The 16,824-nt window shown below is 67.8% G+C and carries 13 protein-coding genes, 1 tRNA gene and 2 pseudogenes; 4 read left to right on the forward strand and 12 right to left on the reverse strand.

The window, feature by feature from the left end; translation table 11 throughout:
• Positions 1 to 58: 58 nt before the first annotated feature.
• From JOE53_RS07210 to JOE53_RS07230, 5 genes are all read right to left on the reverse strand, one after another.
• Positions 59 to 331 carry an HPr family phosphocarrier protein gene (locus tag JOE53_RS07210; protein WP_036318222.1) on the reverse strand — a complete coding sequence of 91 codons (273 nt, stop codon included), beginning with the start codon at positions 329 to 331 and terminating at the stop codon, positions 59 to 61.
• A gap of 41 nt (positions 332 to 372) precedes the next feature.
• Positions 373 to 2,403 carry a PTS fructose transporter subunit IIABC gene (locus JOE53_RS07215; RefSeq protein WP_204947271.1) on the reverse strand — a complete coding sequence of 677 codons (2,031 nt, stop codon included), beginning with the start codon at positions 2,401 to 2,403 and terminating at the stop codon, positions 373 to 375.
• Between the two features lie 37 nt (positions 2,404 to 2,440).
• Positions 2,441 to 3,388 (reverse strand): 1-phosphofructokinase family hexose kinase, encoded by a 948-nt coding sequence (locus JOE53_RS07220; RefSeq protein ID WP_061683679.1) that lies wholly within the window; start codon positions 3,386 to 3,388, stop codon positions 2,441 to 2,443.
• Positions 3,385 to 4,167: a DeoR/GlpR family DNA-binding transcription regulator gene (locus JOE53_RS07225; RefSeq protein ID WP_061683678.1), complete on the reverse strand. Its 783-nt coding sequence runs from the start codon at positions 4,165 to 4,167 to the stop codon at positions 3,385 to 3,387. The genes JOE53_RS07220 and JOE53_RS07225 overlap by 4 nt, the downstream gene beginning before the upstream one ends.
• A 149-nt stretch (positions 4,168 to 4,316) precedes the next feature.
• On the reverse strand, positions 4,317 to 5,090 hold the full coding sequence (locus tag JOE53_RS07230) for a hypothetical protein (RefSeq protein ID WP_204947272.1): 774 nt from the start codon (positions 5,088 to 5,090) through the stop codon (positions 4,317 to 4,319).
• Positions 5,091 to 5,225: 135 nt separating this feature from the next.
• Between JOE53_RS07230 and JOE53_RS07235 the strand changes: the two genes are divergently transcribed.
• Positions 5,226 to 7,265 carry a DUF262 domain-containing protein gene (locus JOE53_RS07235; RefSeq protein ID WP_204947273.1) on the forward strand — a complete coding sequence of 680 codons (2,040 nt, stop codon included), beginning with the start codon at positions 5,226 to 5,228 and terminating at the stop codon, positions 7,263 to 7,265.
• A gap of 362 nt (positions 7,266 to 7,627) precedes the next feature.
• Here the strand turns inward: JOE53_RS07235 and JOE53_RS07240 are convergent.
• The 3 genes and pseudogenes from JOE53_RS07240 to JOE53_RS07250 all read right to left on the reverse strand — a co-directional run.
• Positions 7,628 to 8,051 (reverse strand): annotated as a pseudogene (locus JOE53_RS07240) (transposase); the annotation flags it as partial.
• Between the two features lie 103 nt (positions 8,052 to 8,154).
• Positions 8,155 to 9,381, reverse strand: a complete 1,227-nt coding sequence (locus JOE53_RS07245) for an IS110 family RNA-guided transposase (protein ID WP_204947274.1) — start codon at positions 9,379 to 9,381, stop codon at positions 8,155 to 8,157.
• Between the two features lie 228 nt (positions 9,382 to 9,609).
• Positions 9,610 to 10,056, reverse strand: a pseudogene (locus JOE53_RS07250) (IS256 family transposase); the annotation flags it as partial.
• 118 nt (positions 10,057 to 10,174) lie between these two features.
• Between JOE53_RS07250 and JOE53_RS07255 the strand changes: the two are divergent.
• Both JOE53_RS07255 and JOE53_RS07260 read left to right on the forward strand, forming a co-directional pair.
• Entirely contained in the window at positions 10,175 to 12,841 is a 2,667-nt protein-coding gene (locus tag JOE53_RS07255) for an excinuclease ABC subunit UvrA (protein WP_061683675.1), read from the forward strand.
• Positions 12,842 to 12,966: 125 nt separating this feature from the next.
• Entirely contained in the window at positions 12,967 to 13,176 is a 210-nt protein-coding gene (locus JOE53_RS07260) for a hypothetical protein (RefSeq protein ID WP_157557072.1), read from the forward strand.
• A 234-nt stretch (positions 13,177 to 13,410) separates the two neighbouring features.
• On the opposite strand, the gene JOE53_RS07265 is transcribed toward JOE53_RS07260, so the two are convergent.
• From JOE53_RS07265 to JOE53_RS07280, 4 genes are all read right to left on the reverse strand, one after another.
• Positions 13,411 to 13,713, reverse strand: a complete 303-nt coding sequence (locus tag JOE53_RS07265) for a putative quinol monooxygenase (RefSeq protein ID WP_061683674.1) — start codon at positions 13,711 to 13,713, stop codon at positions 13,411 to 13,413.
• A complete protein-coding gene (locus tag JOE53_RS07270; protein ID WP_204947275.1) occupies positions 13,710 to 14,279 on the reverse strand; it encodes a type 1 glutamine amidotransferase domain-containing protein in 570 nt (189 codons plus the stop codon). Before JOE53_RS07270 ends, JOE53_RS07265 begins: the two co-directional genes overlap by 4 nt.
• Position 14,280: 1 nt before the next feature.
• Positions 14,281 to 15,447, reverse strand: coding sequence for a glutathione-independent formaldehyde dehydrogenase (locus JOE53_RS07275; protein ID WP_061683672.1), 1,167 nt, complete (start codon positions 15,445 to 15,447; stop codon positions 14,281 to 14,283).
• Positions 15,448 to 16,108: 661 nt separating this feature from the next.
• A tRNA-Gln gene (locus tag JOE53_RS07280) sits at positions 16,109 to 16,180 on the reverse strand.
• Between the two features lie 114 nt (positions 16,181 to 16,294).
• Here JOE53_RS07280 and JOE53_RS07285 point away from each other — a divergent pair.
• Positions 16,295 to 16,819, forward strand: coding sequence for a hypothetical protein (locus JOE53_RS07285; RefSeq protein ID WP_204947276.1), 525 nt, complete (start codon positions 16,295 to 16,297; stop codon positions 16,817 to 16,819).
• Positions 16,820 to 16,824 lie beyond the last annotated feature (5 nt).

The raw sequence follows: 16,824 nt of genomic DNA on the forward strand, positions 1-16,824 counted from the left end.
ACGGATGCCGCGACCCCCGGTCACTCCGGGAGTCGCGGCATCCGTGCGTGTGCGCCGATCAGGCCTCGGCGTCGTGGTCGGTCTCGAGGAACGCGACGAGCGTGTCGAGCGCGGCATCCGCGCCCTCGCCCTCGGCCTTGAGCGTGACGACGGTGCCCTGTGTGGCGCCGAGACCCATCAGCGTGAGGATGCTGCCGGCGTTGAGGTCAGGACCGCCCTCGACCGCGATCGTCACGGGGACGCCGGTCTGCTGAACCGCCTGCACGAAGAGCTTCGCGGGGCGCGCGTGCAGTCCCGAGCTGCTGGCGACGGTGGCCTGGCGTTCTGCCATGGGATCCTCCTTGGATCGGTCGTATTCTTCTGTCTTCGAGCCTAGGCGCTGACGGCTTCGGGAGAAACCGCGGCAGCGCCGGAGATACCCTCGTCGACGGCCGACCCGCGGCGCGCGAAGCGCTTGAGGGCGACGACCGAGAACGCGGCGACGACGGTACCGGCCGCGATGGCGACGAGCCACAGCCAGAAGTTGTCGATCGCGAAGAAGACGAAGACGCCGCCGTGGGGAGCCTTGCTCGTGACCGCGAACGCCATCGAGAGGGCACCGGTGACCGCGCCGCCGAGCATCATCGACGGGATGACCCGGAAGATGTCCGCCGCAGCGAACGGGATCGCACCCTCGGAAATGAACGCCGCGCCGAGCAGCCACGCCGCCTTGCCGTTCTCTCGCTCCGGCTCGGTGAAGAGCTTGCGATCGATGACGGTCGAGGCGAGGGCCATCGCGAGCGGCGGCACCATGCCGGCGGCCATGACGGCGGCCATGATCTGCAGGTAGCGCTCGTCACCGGCGATACCCGCGGCCAGGTTGCCCGTCGCGAACGCATAGGCCACCTTGTTCACGGGGCCGCCGAGGTCGAAGCACATCATGAGGCCGAGGATGATGCCGAGGATGATCACACCGGCTCCGGTGAGGCCGGACAGCCAATCGTTGAGCGCCTTGGTCAGCCACGCGATCGGTCCACCGAGGACCAGCAGCATGAGCCCGGAGGCGAAGATCGAACCCAGCAGCGGGATGATCACGACGGGCATCAGGCCACGCAGCCAGCGCGGCACGTCCAGGCCGTTCAGCCAACGTGCGGCGACACCGGCGAGCAGACCGCCGACGATACCGCCGAGGAAGCCGGCGCCCATGAAGCCCGCGACGGCACCCGCCACGAAACCGGGTGCGATACCGGGGCGGTCGGCCATGCCGTACGCGATGTAGCCGGCCAGTGCCGGCACGAGGAAGCCGAACGAGAGCGCACCGATCTTGAACAGCACCGCGCCGAGGTAGACGATCAGCGATGTGTCGCCGAGGTTCCACAGCGTCGACGCACCGAGGATCTTGTCGGCGTCGAACGCGATCGTATAGCCGCCGAGCAGGAAGCCGAGCGCGATGAGCAGACCGCCGCCCGCGACGAACGGGATCATGTAGCTGACACCGGTGAGCAGGGCACGCTTGATGCTCGCGCCGTACGACTCCCCCGCACCGGACGTCGAGGTGGATGCGGCGGCTGCCGACCCGCTGACGCGCGTCGCGTTCGGGTTCTTGGCGGCGGCGATCGCCTCGGCCACCAGCTGCGCCGGAGCCTCGATGCCGCGCTTGACGCTGGCGCGCACGACGGGCTTGCCCGCGAAGCGCTGGGGCTCGCGCACGTCGACGTCGACGGCGAAGATGACGGCATCGGCCGCTTCGATGATCTTCGGGTCGAGAGCCTTGTAGCCGCTGGAGCCCTGTGGCTCGACGATCAGATCGACCCCGTCCTTGCCGCCCTGCGCGGTGAGCGCGTCGGCGGCCATGAAGGTGTGCGCGATGCCGGTGGCACAGGCGGTGACGGCGACGATACGCGCCGGCCGGCCGTCGATGAGATGGGCGCTGTCGGCCGTTGCGGTAGCCGGTGCCGCTGCGGGAGAGCCGGTGCCCGAGACCGCCGAGGTCACGAGGGCGACCACCTCTTCGGGCGTCGCGGCGGCGCGCAGGCCTGCCGTGAAGTCCTCGCGCATGAAGCTGCGCGCGAGCTGCGACAGCACGGCCAGGTGCTCCTCGGCCGCCGTGTCGGGGGCGGCGATGAGGAACACGAGGTCGGCGGGGCCGTCGTCGGCGCCAAAGTCGATGCCGGGCTTCAGCCGCGCGAAGGCGAGCGTCGCCTCGCGCACCGCTGCGCTCTTGGCGTGCGGGATCGCGATGCCGCCCGGAAGGCCGGTCTCGTCGGTCTGCTCGCGCTTCCAGGCGTCTGCGGCCAGGGCCGCGGCGTCCGTCGCGCGCCCCGCCGCCGCGACGCGCGCGGCGAGGGCGTCGATGACGGCCCGCTTGTCGGTGCCGAGCGACTCGTCAAGGCTGACGAGCGCCGGCGTGATGATCTCTGACACGGTGACCTCCAGTGGTCGTTTGGGTTCAGGGTTGTTTTCAGAGGGTGAGGGCCCTCACCGGCACCTCGCCGGGGAGGAGATCTGCGGGGGTCGGCGCCTGGGTTCCCGGAAGCGATGCCGCCGCCGACCCATACCGGATGCCGCTGCGCACACGTTCCGCGGGACTGCCCCCCGCGATGTCCGCGAGCAGGAAGCCCGCCAGCGAGCTGTCGCCGGCGCCTACGGTGCTGCGGACGCGGGTGGGCGGAGGGGTTCCGAACCAGGCACCCTCGGAGTCGACGAGTACGGCGCCGTCGCCGCCGAGAGTGATGAAGGCGGCACCGACGCGGGCCGGCACGAGCTCGCGAGCGACCGCGAGCACGGCCTCGGGCAGCGGTCGGGTCGCGTCGAGAGGAGTCCCGGTCAGCTCGACGAGCTCGTCGTCGTTGGGCTTGATGAGCTCGGGGCGTCCGCGCTCCACCACCGCGCGCAGCGCCGGGCCGGACGTGTCGACCGCGATGCGGGGCGCCGCGGTTCCCGCCGCACGAACGGCGGTGATCACGTCGACGTAGAAGTCGTCCGCGAGGCCCGGCGGCAGCGACCCGGCGAGGACGAGCCAGTCCGCCCCCTCCGACGCCCGGACGGTCGCGTCGATGAGGGTCGCCGCGTCGGCCGCGCCGCGCGTCACTCCCGGAAGGTTGATCTTTGTGGTCACGCCCTCACCGTCGGTGAGCGTCAGGTTGGCCCGGGCGGCACCCGGCAGCGGCACCGCGAGGACCGGCACATGAGCGGATCGCAGCACGGCCGCGAACGGGTCGTCGGCATCCAACGGAAGGACCGCGCGGCTCGCGGCTCCGGAACCGGTGAGCACGCGGGTCACGTTGATGCCCTTGCCCCCGGCATCCTCCCGGACCGCCAGCGCCGATTGCACCTCCCCCACGCGCAGCGCGTCGGACAGGGTCACCGTGCGATCGAGGGACGGATTGGCGGTCAGAGTGACGATCATGCGATCCACACCTCCACATCGGCGTCGCCCAGAGCGGCGACCAGGTCGGCAGGGGGCTCGGCGTCGGTGACGAGAATGTCGAGGTCGGCGAGGCGGCCGAAGGACACGAGGAGCTCGCCGTCGAACTTCTCCGCGTCGGCGAGGACGACGACACGGCGGGCGGAGGCGATGACGGCACGCTTGACGGCAGCCTCGTCGGGGTCGGGCGTGCTGAGGCCGAAGGCGGCGGACAGCCCGTTCGTGCCGATGAAGGCCAGATCGGGACGGAGCCGCGAGATCGCGTCGACCGTCTGGGCACCGACCGCGGCGGCGGTGAGCCCGCGCACCCGGCCGCCGATGGCCGTGAGGTTCAGCGCCGGCGCTCCGGCGAGCAGATGAGCCACCGTCATCGAGTGGGTGACCACCTCGAGCGGGTGCGACGTCGTGGTGCGCTGCGCCAGCAGTCCCGCGAGAGCCGCGGTGGTCGTCCCCGCGTCGATGTACACCGATCCGTCGCCGTGCGTGCCGATGGCATCCAGCGCGCGCGCCGCGATGGCGAGCTTCGCGTCAGTGCGGCGCTGTGTGCGCTCGACGAACGAGGTCTCCGCCGTGCTCACGCGCGTGCGGGCTACGGCTCCGCCGTGCACGCGACGGACGAGTCCCGCCGTCTCGAGCTGGTCCAGGTCGCGGCGCACCGTCTCGGTCGTCACGCCGAAGCGGCGGGCGAGGTCGACGACGACGACCCGTCCCTCAGTGGTGATCAGCTGCTCGATGAGCTGCTGTCGCTCCGTTGCGTACACGGTTCCTCCTTGAATAGCCACACAGTACAACACAAACACAGGTGCATCAACACCCGAAGCCGGATAAAACCACACGGCACGCGGAAGGGCCCCGATCCGAGGATCGGGGCCCTTCCTGTTCCGCGGCGTGCGCGGCAGGATGCCGAGGTTCAGGCCTCGCTCATCACCGTGACCTCCTGCTGACCACGAGCGGCCAGAGCCGCAGCGCGTGCGGCGATGCGGCGCTCCTGCTCGATCTGACCGGCGTCCAGCGTCTCCTGGTCGACGGGGTAGCTGTCCACCTTGTTCACACCGTTGTACTTCGCGATGTAGGTGTCCAGCTCGGGACCCGACTCCCACGAGGTGATGAGGCAGTACCGCGGCTCCGTGCCGTAATGGGCGGCGGCGTGCCACAGTCGCTGCGTGTCGACGATGAGCTGCGCGCCGGCGGGCAGCGCGATCCGCGTCTCTTCGCTCGGATCGGTGCGGTTCTCACGCAGGACGAAGTAGCTCGTGGTGTCATCCGTGAGGTTGAAGAAGCCACGCACCACCCAGCCCGTGCCATCGGGGTTCAGGCGGTTGTTGTCGTCCTGGTGCAGGTTGTAGAGGCAGTCCGCATAGGTGTTCGGCTGCAGCTCGATGATCCGGCAACGACCGACGTTCGCACCCGGCTCCTGCGCACGCGCCGTCAGCGTGGGCGCGATGGCGATCTGCGAGTCGATCCAAACCCCGTCCTTGTCGGTGCGCGGCGGCTTGTGGTTCCAGAAGCCGTTGCACTCGATCTCGCCCTTGGCGGAGGCCAACGGTGCGAAACGGGTGTCGCCCGAGGACTTCCAGTCGACGTACTCGACGTCGAGCCACTCCTTCGGGTCGATCTCCTTGTTGTAGCGGTCGAGGACGACGTAACCGGTCTCCTCGAGAGCCGCGCTCTTGATGTAACCCATGACGGATTCAACCTTTCTGCCGGACAAGCGAAGTCTTTACAGGCCCGACTGAGGCAAGCCTACAGAGCGCCCATGTGAACGCGATTAGACTCGACGGCGGTCATCGAGAGCGAGCGCGGAGGCGACACGGACAGCATGAACAGCGGTACGGAACTCGCCCCCTCGGTCGCGGCGGCACACGTCTCGGCCACCGCTGTCGCAACGATCCACTGGCTCTCGGCATCCGACACGACCATCGTCGTGCCCGTCTACCAGCGTCAGTACCGGTGGGACATCGGCGGTTGCGAGCAGCTGCTGTCCGACGTGCGCGCCGTCGCCGACGCCGGCACCGGGCAGACGCACTTCATCGGCTCGATCCTCTCGACCGCGTCGAGCTCGTCCGAGGACGACGCCCACCTCGTGCTCATCGACGGGCAGCAGCGCATCACGACCCTGATGCTCCTCGTCGCCGCGCTCCACCACACCCTCCGCGATGACGACCCCGCACTCGCGGCCGAGCTCGAACGGGTGCTGGTGCGCGCGGACGACCCCACCCGGACGAAGCTGCGCCCGCATCGCGCCTGGGCGGACGTCTTCGAGAGCGTCGTGCTCGGACGCCGCTCACCCGGCGAGGAGATGCGCGAGTCGCGTTTCGACGACAACTACGCGTTCTTCCGCAGCCAGATCCGCCCCGACGAGGCGGCGCACATCTGGCGCGGCCTGCAGCGACTCGAGCACGTCTCCATCACCCTCGGTCCCGAGGCGAACGCGCAGCAGACCTTCGAGAGCCTGAACTCCACCGGCGAGCCTCTGCGCGATCACGAGCTGATCCACAACTACGTCCTGATGGGGCTCTCGCACGCCGAGCAGGGGGAGATCGAAGACGAGTACTGGGTGCCGATCGAGCATGACACCGGAGAGCAGATCGGCGACTTCTGGCGCCACTACCTCGTGATGCTGACCGGGCGCGAGGTGACGGTGGTCGGTGAGCGTGGCGTCTACGACACGTTCCGTGCCCAGTTCCCCCGCCTGGACGTCGCGACCTTGCGCGACCGGGCCGGTCAGTGGCGCAGATACGCGGGCATCTACCGCATCCTGCTCGACCCCGCGCGCGCGGACGATCCGGTGATCGCACGTCAGCTGACGTATCTGAACACGTTCGGCCGCGGCATCTACCCGCTTGCGCTGCGGCTGCTGCACGAGCACGGCGAGGGCGAGCTCACGGCCGCCGAGCTGCTCGTCTCGCTCGAGCACGTGCAGTCGCTCCTGCTTCGGCGCACCGTCGTCGGTGTCACGACCGACCGACTGGTCGCGCGCCTGTGCCGCGCCGCCGCCGTGTCCCGCGACGCTCTGGTGCACGCGATCGCTCGCATCACGCCGTCGGACGAACGCACGCGCGTCGGCCTTAAGTACACGGCCCTCCCCCACCCGCCCTATGTCCTGAAGCGTCTGGCGGGCGACATCGACCTCCCCGACATGGGACTGGAGCACGTCGTGCCGGCAGCGCCGTCCGACGATTGGTCTCCCGACGGCATCCGACGCTGGGCCGAACTGTCCGACGACGAGCAGAACAGCTTCCGTGCCCTGGCCCCGACGCTCGGCAATCTCACCCTGCTCGAGGAGCAGCTGTTCGAGCGCGCGTTCGACGCGTCGTTCCCGGAGAAGCGCCGGGTGTACGACGAGAGCGCCGTGACGATCACCCGCGCGCTCGCGGCGACCCCGGCATGGAGCACCGCGGCCATCGCCGCCCGCACGCAGGCGCTCACGGACGTCTTCCTCGGCGTGTGGCGGCGGCCGGCGGTCGTGGGCATCGACGACGACAACCTGACGCCGATCCTGGACGCCGTGAAGCGGCGCGGCTGGCCGCGAGGCTGGCAGCGGGAGTTCGACTACGTCGAGTTCCGCGGCGAGCACTGGGAGGTGCCGGACATCCGGTACCTGTTCAACCGGATCTTCAAACGGCTGTGGGCCGATTCGCGCCAGAGCGTCATCGACTTCAGTGCGCGTCGCGGCGGACCGGTCTATCCCGCCAGAGCCTGGAACGGGCAGTGGGACGAGCTCGCAGAGGGCCAGTACCTCTACATGGGCTGGGACTCGAAGTACATGCTCACGGCTGTCCAGGGCGTGCTCGACGAGGCCGGGTGGGCCTCGGAGGTGTTCGTCAAGTACTCCTACATCGGCAACGCGATGAAGTGATCGGAGCGCCCATGCCTCGTCGACCGTCCACGCCTCGCCGATCCCGCGTCGAAGCGGGATCGACCCGGAGGTGGCGCGACGTCCGTCGACAGGTGGATGCGCTCGACATCGCGACCTTCGCCGCCGTCGCGCGCACACGCAGCCCGCTGGTGGACGCGACGATGCCGGCGCTGACGCGCGCCGCCGATCGGTCGGTGCTGTGGATCGCGATCGCGGGTCTGCTCGCGCTGACGGGGCGCCCACGCGCACGGCGCGCCGCGGCGAGGGGGGTGGCCGCCATCGGGATCACGAGCCTCATCGCGAATCAGGTATCCAAGCGCCTGCATCCTAGGCCACGCCCCTCGATCACGCAGGTGCCCGCCCAGGCGGGACTTGGCGAGGATGTCGAGGCCGAGGTAGCGGCGTCCTTCCGGCCCATTCGTCGGTCTGTTCGGCGAGGACCGCGCCGACGAGGCGGATGATCGCGTCGCGGTTGGGGAAGATGCCGACGCTGTCGGTGCGGCGGCGGATCTCTCGGTTGAGGCGTTCGTTGGGGTTGTTGGACCAGATCTGCTGCCAGAGGCCCTCGGGGAACCCGGTGAACGCGAGGATGTCTGCTCGGGCGTTGTCGAGGTGCTCGTGCGCGTCGGGGAGCTTGTCGTCGACGTAGTCCAGCAGCCGGTCGAACTGGGCGTGAACGGCGTCGGCGTCGGGTTGGTCGTAGACGGAGTGGAGCATCGCCTTCACCGCCGGCCACATCGTCTTCGGCGTCACGCTCATCAGGTTCGCGGCGTAGTGGGTTCTGCAGACTCCCACTGTCAACTGGGTGCAGATCTTGGTGTGTTTGCGTGGGCGCGCTGAAGGCGCCGCTCGGCCTCGAGTGTCGGGCGGGGGTGTCGAAAGCGCGCGGTCAGGCGGCGGTGATCAGTGCGGCTGAGCCGTGGCGGGCGGGGTCGTAGGTTTCGTGGTTGGTCCAGCAGCGCCAGAGGATGCGGGTCCAGCGTGCGGCGAGTCCGCGGAGAGCGCGGTGGTAGCGCTGGCCTTTCTGGTCCCGGGCGTCGCGGAACGCGGCGGCCGCCCAGGGTGACATCTTGATGGAGTTGAACGCCCACCACATGGTTGCTTCTCGGAGGCGGCTGTTCGCGGCGTAGCGGAACCTGACCGACCGGGACCTGCCCGACGAGCGGGTGACCGGGGCGAGGCCGGCTTCGGCGAGGAGCACTTCAGGTTGCGGGAACCTTGCGCGGTCTTCACCGATCTCGGCGAGCAGCACCGCAGTGAGCACGGGGCCGATGCCGGGAAAGCTGGCGAAGATCAGGGCGTCCGGGTGCTCCGCGGTGGCTGCGGCGATTGCGTCGTCGTACTCGGCGAGCTGCGTGTTCAAAAGCTGCAGCACCTGGGTGAATGCGAGAGCGGAGAAGCTCTTGCCCGCGACCGTTCCTGGCGAGCCGGAGAGCAGGTTCTGTCTCATCCGGTCCGCGAGGGTCTGCGCGGGGACTCTGCCGGTGTAGTGGTGTCGGGAAAGGAACCCTGCCATCCTGGTGGTCTTCACCCGGGACGCGTTCGCCGGTGTCGGATAGTCCGTTACGAACGACAGCGTGATCTGCCGGTCGACGGACGAGAACAACCGAACGGGTGCGGGGTGGTAGGCCTCGAGGATCATCCGCAACTGACTCTCCGTCGCCTGCTGCGTCTCGAGGAGCCGGTCCCGGTCGCGTGTGAGTGCCCTGATCTCGGCGAGCAGCGGTGACGGGACTGACAGCGGGCGCCAGTGCGCATGGTCGAAGCGGAGCGTGTCGGCGAGTACGAACGCGTCGAACCGGTCGTCCTTGACCGCAGCGACCTTGTAACGCTCCCGCGCCCTCGCGGAGATCCGCGGAGACACGGGGAACACCGCATGCCCGGTCGCTTGAAGGTGCTCGACGAGGAGACCTTCGGAGCGTTCGATCGCGATCGGGACCTGCCGCCCGAAGCCGTTCAGATGCAGGTCGAGTTGGTGGAGCCCGGCGACGTCGTGACTGACACGTGTCTCAAGTAGCCGCTTCCCGTCGGGCGCGACAACGCAGAGCTGGTGGTTCTCACCGCCCCAGTCGATGCCGGCGAATACCGGCCACGCTGGCAAGTTGAGGTCTGGCATGAGCGCTTCTCCTTCGAAGACGAGGCCCGCCTCGTGACGGACCCCTCTGGACGCTCACTCAGGTGCTCCCGCTGTCGGGGCACGACTCCCACTAGCCAGTCGGAATCCGCCACCGCCGGGAGGGACAGGTCTGCCGCTGGACCTCGAAGGTCACGCTGCCAAGGTCCTCTCCCGACGGTGAGGATGAACCAGCGGGACGATCCCGCCACTACCCATCTTGACGAGTGAGCGTTGCCAGACCGCGCCAGGCAGGTTCGCGGCGATCGCTTCGACGAGCCCGGGGTGGGCGTCGGAGGTGACCAGGCGGAAGCCGCCCAGGCCGCGGGCGACGAGGTCGGCGAAGAACGAGTTCCAGGCCGCCCCCGTCTCACTCGTCGCGACACGCAGGCCGAGGACTTCGCGGCGCCCGTCGGCGTTGACGCCGGTCGCGACGAGCACCACGGCGTTGGTGACGCGCCCGCCTTCGCGGACCTTCATGGTGAGCGCGTCGGCGGCGACGAACGTGAATGGGCCGGCATCGCCCAAGGGCCGGTGCCGGAACTGGTCGACGTGCTCATCGAGCTCGGCCGCCATCCGCGAGACCTGGGACTTGGAGAGGGAGTGGATCCCGAGGGTCTTGACGAGCTTGTCCATCCGACGGGTGGAGACCCCGGCGAGGTAGCAGTCCGCAACGACGAACGACGAGCCGGCCATCGCGGGCTACACCACGCTACGGGGCACTACTGCCGCATCATCTTGCCTCCCACGGTCGATGAACCTGCTTACCACGAGACCCGCTTGGTACAGTTCCCAGATGGATGACCCTTCCTCAGTGTCCACCCACGTCCAGCCCGATGTCCGGGTGCGTGGTGCCCGCGAACACAACCTCAAGGACGTCGATCTCACGGTTCCGCGTGACGCGATGGTTGTGTTCACGGGCGTGTCCGGATCCGGGAAGTCCTCCTTGGCTTTCGGCACGTTGTACGCGGAGTCGCAGCGGCGCTACTTGGAGTCAGTTGCCCCGTACGCGCGGCGACTGATCGACCAGGCGGGTGTCCCCGACGTCGACTCCATCACTGGGATGCCGCCCGCAGTCGCCTTGCAGCAGCAGCGCGGAGGGCGCAGCGCGCGCTCCTCTGTAGGCAGCATCACCACGCTGTCGAGTGTGGTTCGGATGCTCTATTCGCGAGCCGGTGAATACAGAGATGGTCAGCCGATGCTCTACGCCGAGGACTTCTCCGCGAACACCGTGCAGGGCGCGTGCCCCGAGTGCCACGGCATCGGCAGAGTGTACGCGGTGACCGAGGAGCGGATGGTGCCCGATCCCTCACTCACCATCCGGGAGCGCGCCATCGCATCGTGGCCGACCGCCTGGCACGGCCACCAGTTGCGGGACGTGCTCGTCGCGCTCGGCTATGACGTCGACGTACCGTGGAGGGATCTGCCGAAGAAGGATCGGGACTGGATCCTCTATACCGACGAGACCCCCTTCGTTCCCGTCCACTCTCGACTCACGCTCGCTGAGGCGCGCCGGGCAATCCGAGCAGGAATCGAACCGAGCTACTCGGGCACCTTCGTCGGCGCGCGGAGGTACGTGCTCGACACTTTCGCGAACACGAAGAGCGCGTCTATGAAGCGCCGCGTAGCCCAGTTTATGAGCGCGGCGGTCTGCCCGGTGTGCCATGGGAAGCGGCTCAAACCCGAAGCACTGACGGTGACGTTCGAAGGACTCGATATCGCGGAATTTTCAGCCTTGCCACTGCGTGAATTGGCTGCGCTCCTCGAGTCCGTCGTCGCCGAGTCTGACCGGGGGGGCGAGACCTCCGGCGCCGTGGTAGACGTCGCGACTGGACGTGAAGCCGTCGAGCAGCGCGTTGCTGCTGGCGGCTCCGCGCGCTCCGCTGCGCCGGATGTCCGTCGCACACCGAATCAGTCTGTCGAGAAGCGCGCCGCGGCAGCCCGCCTGGGCGCAGAATTGCTGGACCGCCTGCGCCCCATCATCGATCTCGGACTCGGTTACCTCTCGCTAGGTCGCACTACGCCGACACTGTCCGGAGGGGAGCTACAACGACTTCGACTCGCCACGCAGCTCACGTCGGAACTGTTCGGTGTTGTCTACGTCCTCGACGAACCGTCAGCCGGTCTCCATCCGCACGACGTCACCGCGCTGCTGGGTATCCTCGACGGGCTGAAGCAGCGCGGCAACAGCCTCTTCGTCGTGGAGCATTCCGTCGACGTCATGCGGCACGCGGACTGGCTGGTCGACATCGGCCCCGGAGCCGGAGAACGCGGCGGGCGCGTGATCTACAGCGGACCCACGGACGGCCTCGCGGAGGTCGACGAGTCGGTGACGCGCGGCTACGTCTTCGGGGGCAGCGGCCTTCCACCGCGCCAGCCCCGCGCCGCCCACGACTGGTTGCAGCTGGAGCACGTCACTCGCAACAACCTGCGGGATGTATCTGTGGCGCTACCGCTCGGAACGCTCACGGCTGTCACTGGCGTGTCAGGGTCGGGGAAGTCCAGCCTTGTCAGTCAAGTCCTGCCCGCCCTCATCGGCGCCAGGCAAGGAGACGCCCCTCGCGTCGAGGAGGAAAGCGCTGACGCCGACGCCCTGCTCCTCACTGACGAGTCCGACGAACTCGGAGGGTCGGTCGAGGGCGATCTCACGACCGTCCGGCGTGTGGTGAGCATCGACCAGAAGCCCATCGGCCGCACGCCCCGCTCCAACGTCGCGACCTACACAGGACTCTTCGATCATGTGCGGCGCCGGTTCGCCGAGACGCCGGAAGCTCGGACACGCGGATACAAGCCCGGCCGGTTCTCCTTCAATGTCGCAGGCGGCCGCTGCCCGACCTGTGAGGGTGAAGGCTCCGTGATGGTCGAGCTGCTCTTCCTGCCCTCGGTCTATACCGTGTGTCCCGACTGCCATGGCACCCGCTATCAATCGAGCACCCTGGAGATCACCTGGCGAGGGCGCAACATCGCGGAAATCCTCGCGATGAGCGTCGAAGAGGCTCACGAGTTCTTCGCCGGCGAGTACGATGTGATGCGCTCCCTCACCTCGCTGGTCGATGTCGGGCTCGGTTATCTGCGCTTGGGACAGCCGGCCACAGAGCTCTCGGGTGGGGAGGCGCAGCGTGTGAAGCTGGCCACCGAACTGCAACGAGCGCAGCGCGGCGACACTCTGTACGTGCTCGATGAGCCGACCTCCGGATTGCACTGTGCCGACGCAGACCGTCTAGTTACCCACCTTCAGACTCTCGTCGATGCGGGCAACACGGTCGTGATGGTGGAACTCGACATGCGAGTGGTCGGCGCAGCCGACTACGTCATCGATCTCGGGCCGGGAGCCGGCGACAACGGCGGCACAGTGGTCGCGTCCGGAACGCCAGCAGAGGTCGCCGCGTCGAGAAACAGCGCTTCAGCACCGTATCTCGCCGCCGCCCTCGCCGAGGCCGCGACGCTAAGGTCAGGGGCATAACCGGCGCTTCGCCGTTGAATGTGGGTATCGGGCGACGCGCCGGTAGCCGGGGCTGCTCGGGAGATGGGTCGAGGTCCCCGAGGATCAGAGGACTTCTACCTCATCTGCTCGAGAGGACCTCAACGATGACCGAGCCTACGACCTGCTGCCTTGCCGATGGCAACTACTGCGACGTGCTGGTCGGCCTGGACGGGCTGCGGGTGATCGCGGTCGAGCGCCGCGGCCGCAATGCGCTGACCGTGACGGTCGAGTCACCGCCGGGACCAGTCGGCTGCCTCGGCTGCGGCGTCCTCGCCATCGGTCAAGGCCGCGCACCGGTGCCGCTAACTCCCTGATCGGGAAATGTATTTTTGGTGCTTTACCGGGAATTTTCGTGGACCTGAGGGGACTCGGCGGGACCGTGGTCGCAGCTGGTAGGCCAGCCTGCGTCGCGGATAAGGGCGTCTGTGCATCCGCGGGCTACCTCGCCGCGGCACTGCAGGCAGCAACCAAAGTCACCCCATCGTGACGAGCGTGCCGCTGTGCGATATGAGGATCGGACAGCGGCACGCTCGACGAGGTCGTGGGTCTCAGGCGGGGAGCTTCGAGGCCAGGACGTCGAGCTTCTCGATCGTCGGCTCGCTGAACAGTTTGCCGGTCTGCTCGCCGAGAGCGGCAGCAACTGCGCCGGACAGGTGCGCGTCGCGGCCGGCGTCATCGGGGAACACGTCGAAGATCCCGAAGGAGGACGGGCCGAGACGGATCGCGAACCACGCGATGGTGGACGGTTCCTCCTCAACGAGTCCTCGCCCGATGCCGAGGAATTCCTGGACCTCGTCTTCCTTGCCGGGCAGGGCCTCCAGCCTGACAAGCAGTCCCTTCGTCACGCTCATGACGTCACCTCGTCCTGGGTTGAATTGCTCGCAAAATTCGCCACGATCGTATCGCAGAACGCAGGCAGGTCATCGGGCGAGCGGCTGGTGATCAGGTTCCCGTCCACCACGACATCCTGGTCGACGACGTCCGCACCGGCGTTGCGCAGGTCGGTGCGGATGCTCGGGAAGGATGTCAAGGTGCGACCTTTGACCACACCCGCCTCGATCAGCGTCCACGGCCCGTGACAGATCGCCGCAACGGGTTTGCCGCTTTCGACGAACTCGCGGACGAAGGAGACCGCGTCGGGATCAATCCGGAGTTGGTCGGGGTTCACCGTGCCGCCCGGGAGAAGCAGGGCGTCATAGTGGGCGACAGAGGCGTCCGCGACCAACCCGTCGACGGTGAACGTGCCTGCTGCATCCAGATCGTTCTCACGGGCCTGAATCTCACCGTCATGGATCGACAGAACCTCGGTCTGTGCACCAGCCTGCTCCAGCGCCTCGCGGGGCTTCTCGAGCTCGACTCGCTCGACCCCGTCGGCAGCGAGGACGGCGACTCTCTTGCCCTGCAGCGTCTCGGCCATATCAGTTTCCCTTCTTCTCAGTCGACATCCCGGGCTTGATGAGAACCTTGGTCCAACCCTTGGACCGGGCGTCGAAGTTCTTGTAGGCGTCGGCAGCCTGGTCCAGCGAGATCTCGTGGGAGACGATCCAGGAAGGGGTCGCCTTGCCGGCCGCGATCAAGTCCCGCAGCTGGCGGTTGTACCGCTTGACCGGGGCCTGACCGGTTCCCATGGTCTGCCCCTTGAACCAATGCGTTCCGAAGTCGATGGCCGCCTTTCCCTGCTTGGCGAGGTCGTCCTTGGCTCCGGGGTCCTGGGGGACGAACACGCCGACGGTGCCGATTCCTCCGGTGAAACGGACCGCGTTGATGAGCATGTTCAGCGTGGCGGCGGTGTCCTCGTTGCCTTGAGGATCGTGGGCCTGGTAACCCACGCATTCGCAGCCACGATCAGCTCCCAGCCCCATCGTCTCGTCGAGGACGGCTTGCACGGGATCGACCTTGGAGTCGTCGATGGCGATCGCGCCGATCTGCTCGGCCAACGCGAGCCGGTCAGGGTGACGATCGACCACCATCACCTTCGCGGCGCCCTTGATCATCGCGGACAGGGCGGCCATGAGCCCGACCGGACCCGCCCCGGCGATGACAACGCTGTCGCCCGGGACCACGCCGGCCATCTCGGTGGCGTGGTAGCCGGTGGGGAAGATGTCGGAGAGCATGACGTAGTCGTTCTCCTTCTCCTCCGCATCCTCGCCCAGGCGCAGCGCGTTGTGGTCACCGAAAGGCACGCGGAGCAGTTCCGCTTGGCCACCGCCGTAGGGACCCATGTCGGCGAACCCGTAGGCCGCACCGGCGAATGATGGTTCGGGCTGGGTGGTGAGGCAGTAGTTGGTCAGGCCGCGTTCGCAGTTCTTACAGAATCCGCACGAGATGTTGAACGGGAGAACAACCCGGTCTCCGACCCTGACCTTCTCCACACCACTACCGACCTCGATGACCTCCCCCATGTTCTCGTGACCGAACGTCCGGCCTACTTCGAAGGACGTCCGCCCCTCGTACATGTGGAGGTCCGAGCCGCAGATGTTCGTCGTCGTCACCCTGACCAGGACATCGGTGGGGCGCTCGATCTTCGCGTCCGGGACGTCCTTCGTGCTGACCTGACGGGGTCCCTCGTACACCACTGCTTTCATGTCCACTCCGATCCGATGCGTTGCTCGATGCTTCTTCGGCAGGGCCTCGACAACGCCGGCCCTCCGCGAGACAGCGAACGCCCCCACGAACCACATGTCAAGGGGCTTCCCGAAGAACCCGATCTGACGAGCGAGCCGCGAACGCTCACCGAAACCAGGTGCTGATCTGCGTTTTCCGCGCACACCTGGAGTCCTGGGCACGTTGCCGGTGGGACTTCCTCTCGATCCCCACGATAATCGCGCGTTGCGAATGGGTGTGGTGGTGGAACAACTCCCGCCTCCACGGCGAGCTCAGCATGCGTACCCTCGTCGAGGTCGAGGACGCGTACTACGCTGACCAAGAATCAGGCCAAGCGGCACCTGCCGGACAAGGCTCCGATAGGAACGAAAGTCAGGCCGATTCACCTTGATGATGTCGGCGATCTCCGCCTGCGTCGTGAAGTTCGGCGGTGCGATGCCGAATATGCCGATGTCCATGCACATCAGGTGCGCCGGCATCCTCCGTGGACACCCGTACGGGACGCCACGAGAGCGTGGAGATCGGGATACCGACTCTGCGCACGGACGCACCGGAGGGTGTCTGGCCCCGGACCCCGTCAGACAGGTCGAGAAGCCCCCAAACGAGGGTGGATTCTGATGCGGAATCCTGCGGAAAATAGCGCTGGGGTACCTGGACTCGAACCAAGAACAACTGAACCAGAATCAGCCGTGTTGCCAATTACACCATACCCCAGGGGGTGACGACCGAAGTCGTACCGAGGGTCTAGCTTAGCCCACGCGCGGACCGAGTCCAAACCAGCCGGACCACGCATTGCCCTGTCGCCGGGCAGATCGGACACTGAGCCGTGTGAAATCCCCGTTGCTCCTGCCCGCCACGGCCATCGCCGTCCTCGTGCTCGCCGGTTGCGCGGTCTCGCCCGCATCGACGCCGTCCGCCACCGAGAACGACGCCGGTCCCACCGCCGAGGCCGGCACACCGGCGGCCGTCGGCGCCGGTCAGTTGTTCGGCTGCACCGACGCGATGATCTCGTTCATGGACGCCAACGGATACCTGAACCCCACTCCCGCCGATCCCGCGCGCTTCGTCTTCCCGGAAGCGGGAAGACCCGGCGTCTCCCCCGCCTGCTACGTCGAGGACGACTACGGCGGAACGAAGCGCAAGGGAGCGATCTTCGTCGGGGACGCGGATGCCGCCGTCGCGCAGATCGGTGCCACGCTGACGGCCGCGGGGTACCAGCAGAGCACCGGCTACGGCGCCTACATCTGGTGGCTCGACGGTGAGGACGCCAGCTCGGCACGGTACGCGGTGGGGGCCGGTCCCCAACAGATCGACGGCCAGAACGTCATCTGGGCGACGTGGGCGTCGGACTGACGGGC

Source organism: Microbacterium laevaniformans (assembly GCF_016907555.1).
In the GTDB taxonomy this organism is placed as follows: domain Bacteria; phylum Actinomycetota; class Actinomycetes; order Actinomycetales; family Microbacteriaceae; genus Microbacterium; species Microbacterium laevaniformans.

Bases quoted from the DNA above. Each gene is read 5' to 3' on its own strand.
- JOE53_RS07210 (WP_036318222.1), bottom strand. From the start codon at position 331: ATGGCAGAACGCCAGGCCACCGTCGCCAGCAGCTCGGGACTGCACGCG.
- JOE53_RS07220 (WP_061683679.1), bottom strand. From the start codon at position 3,388: ATGATCGTCACTCTGACCGCCAATCCGTCCCTCGATCGCACGGTGACC.
- JOE53_RS07230 (WP_204947272.1), bottom strand. From the start codon at position 5,090: ATGGGTTACATCAAGAGCGCGGCTCTCGAGGAGACCGGTTACGTCGTC.
- JOE53_RS07235 (WP_204947273.1), top strand. From the start codon at position 5,226: ATGAACAGCGGTACGGAACTCGCCCCCTCGGTCGCGGCGGCACACGTC.
- JOE53_RS07245 (WP_204947274.1), bottom strand. From the start codon at position 9,381: ATGCCAGACCTCAACTTGCCAGCGTGGCCGGTATTCGCCGGCATCGAC.
- JOE53_RS07255 (WP_061683675.1), top strand. From the start codon at position 10,175: ATGGATGACCCTTCCTCAGTGTCCACCCACGTCCAGCCCGATGTCCGG.
- JOE53_RS07260 (WP_157557072.1), top strand. From the start codon at position 12,967: ATGACCGAGCCTACGACCTGCTGCCTTGCCGATGGCAACTACTGCGAC.
- JOE53_RS07265 (WP_061683674.1), bottom strand. From the start codon at position 13,713: ATGAGCGTGACGAAGGGACTGCTTGTCAGGCTGGAGGCCCTGCCCGGC.
- JOE53_RS07270 (WP_204947275.1), bottom strand. From the start codon at position 14,279: ATGGCCGAGACGCTGCAGGGCAAGAGAGTCGCCGTCCTCGCTGCCGAC.
- JOE53_RS07275 (WP_061683672.1), bottom strand. From the start codon at position 15,447: ATGAAAGCAGTGGTGTACGAGGGACCCCGTCAGGTCAGCACGAAGGAC.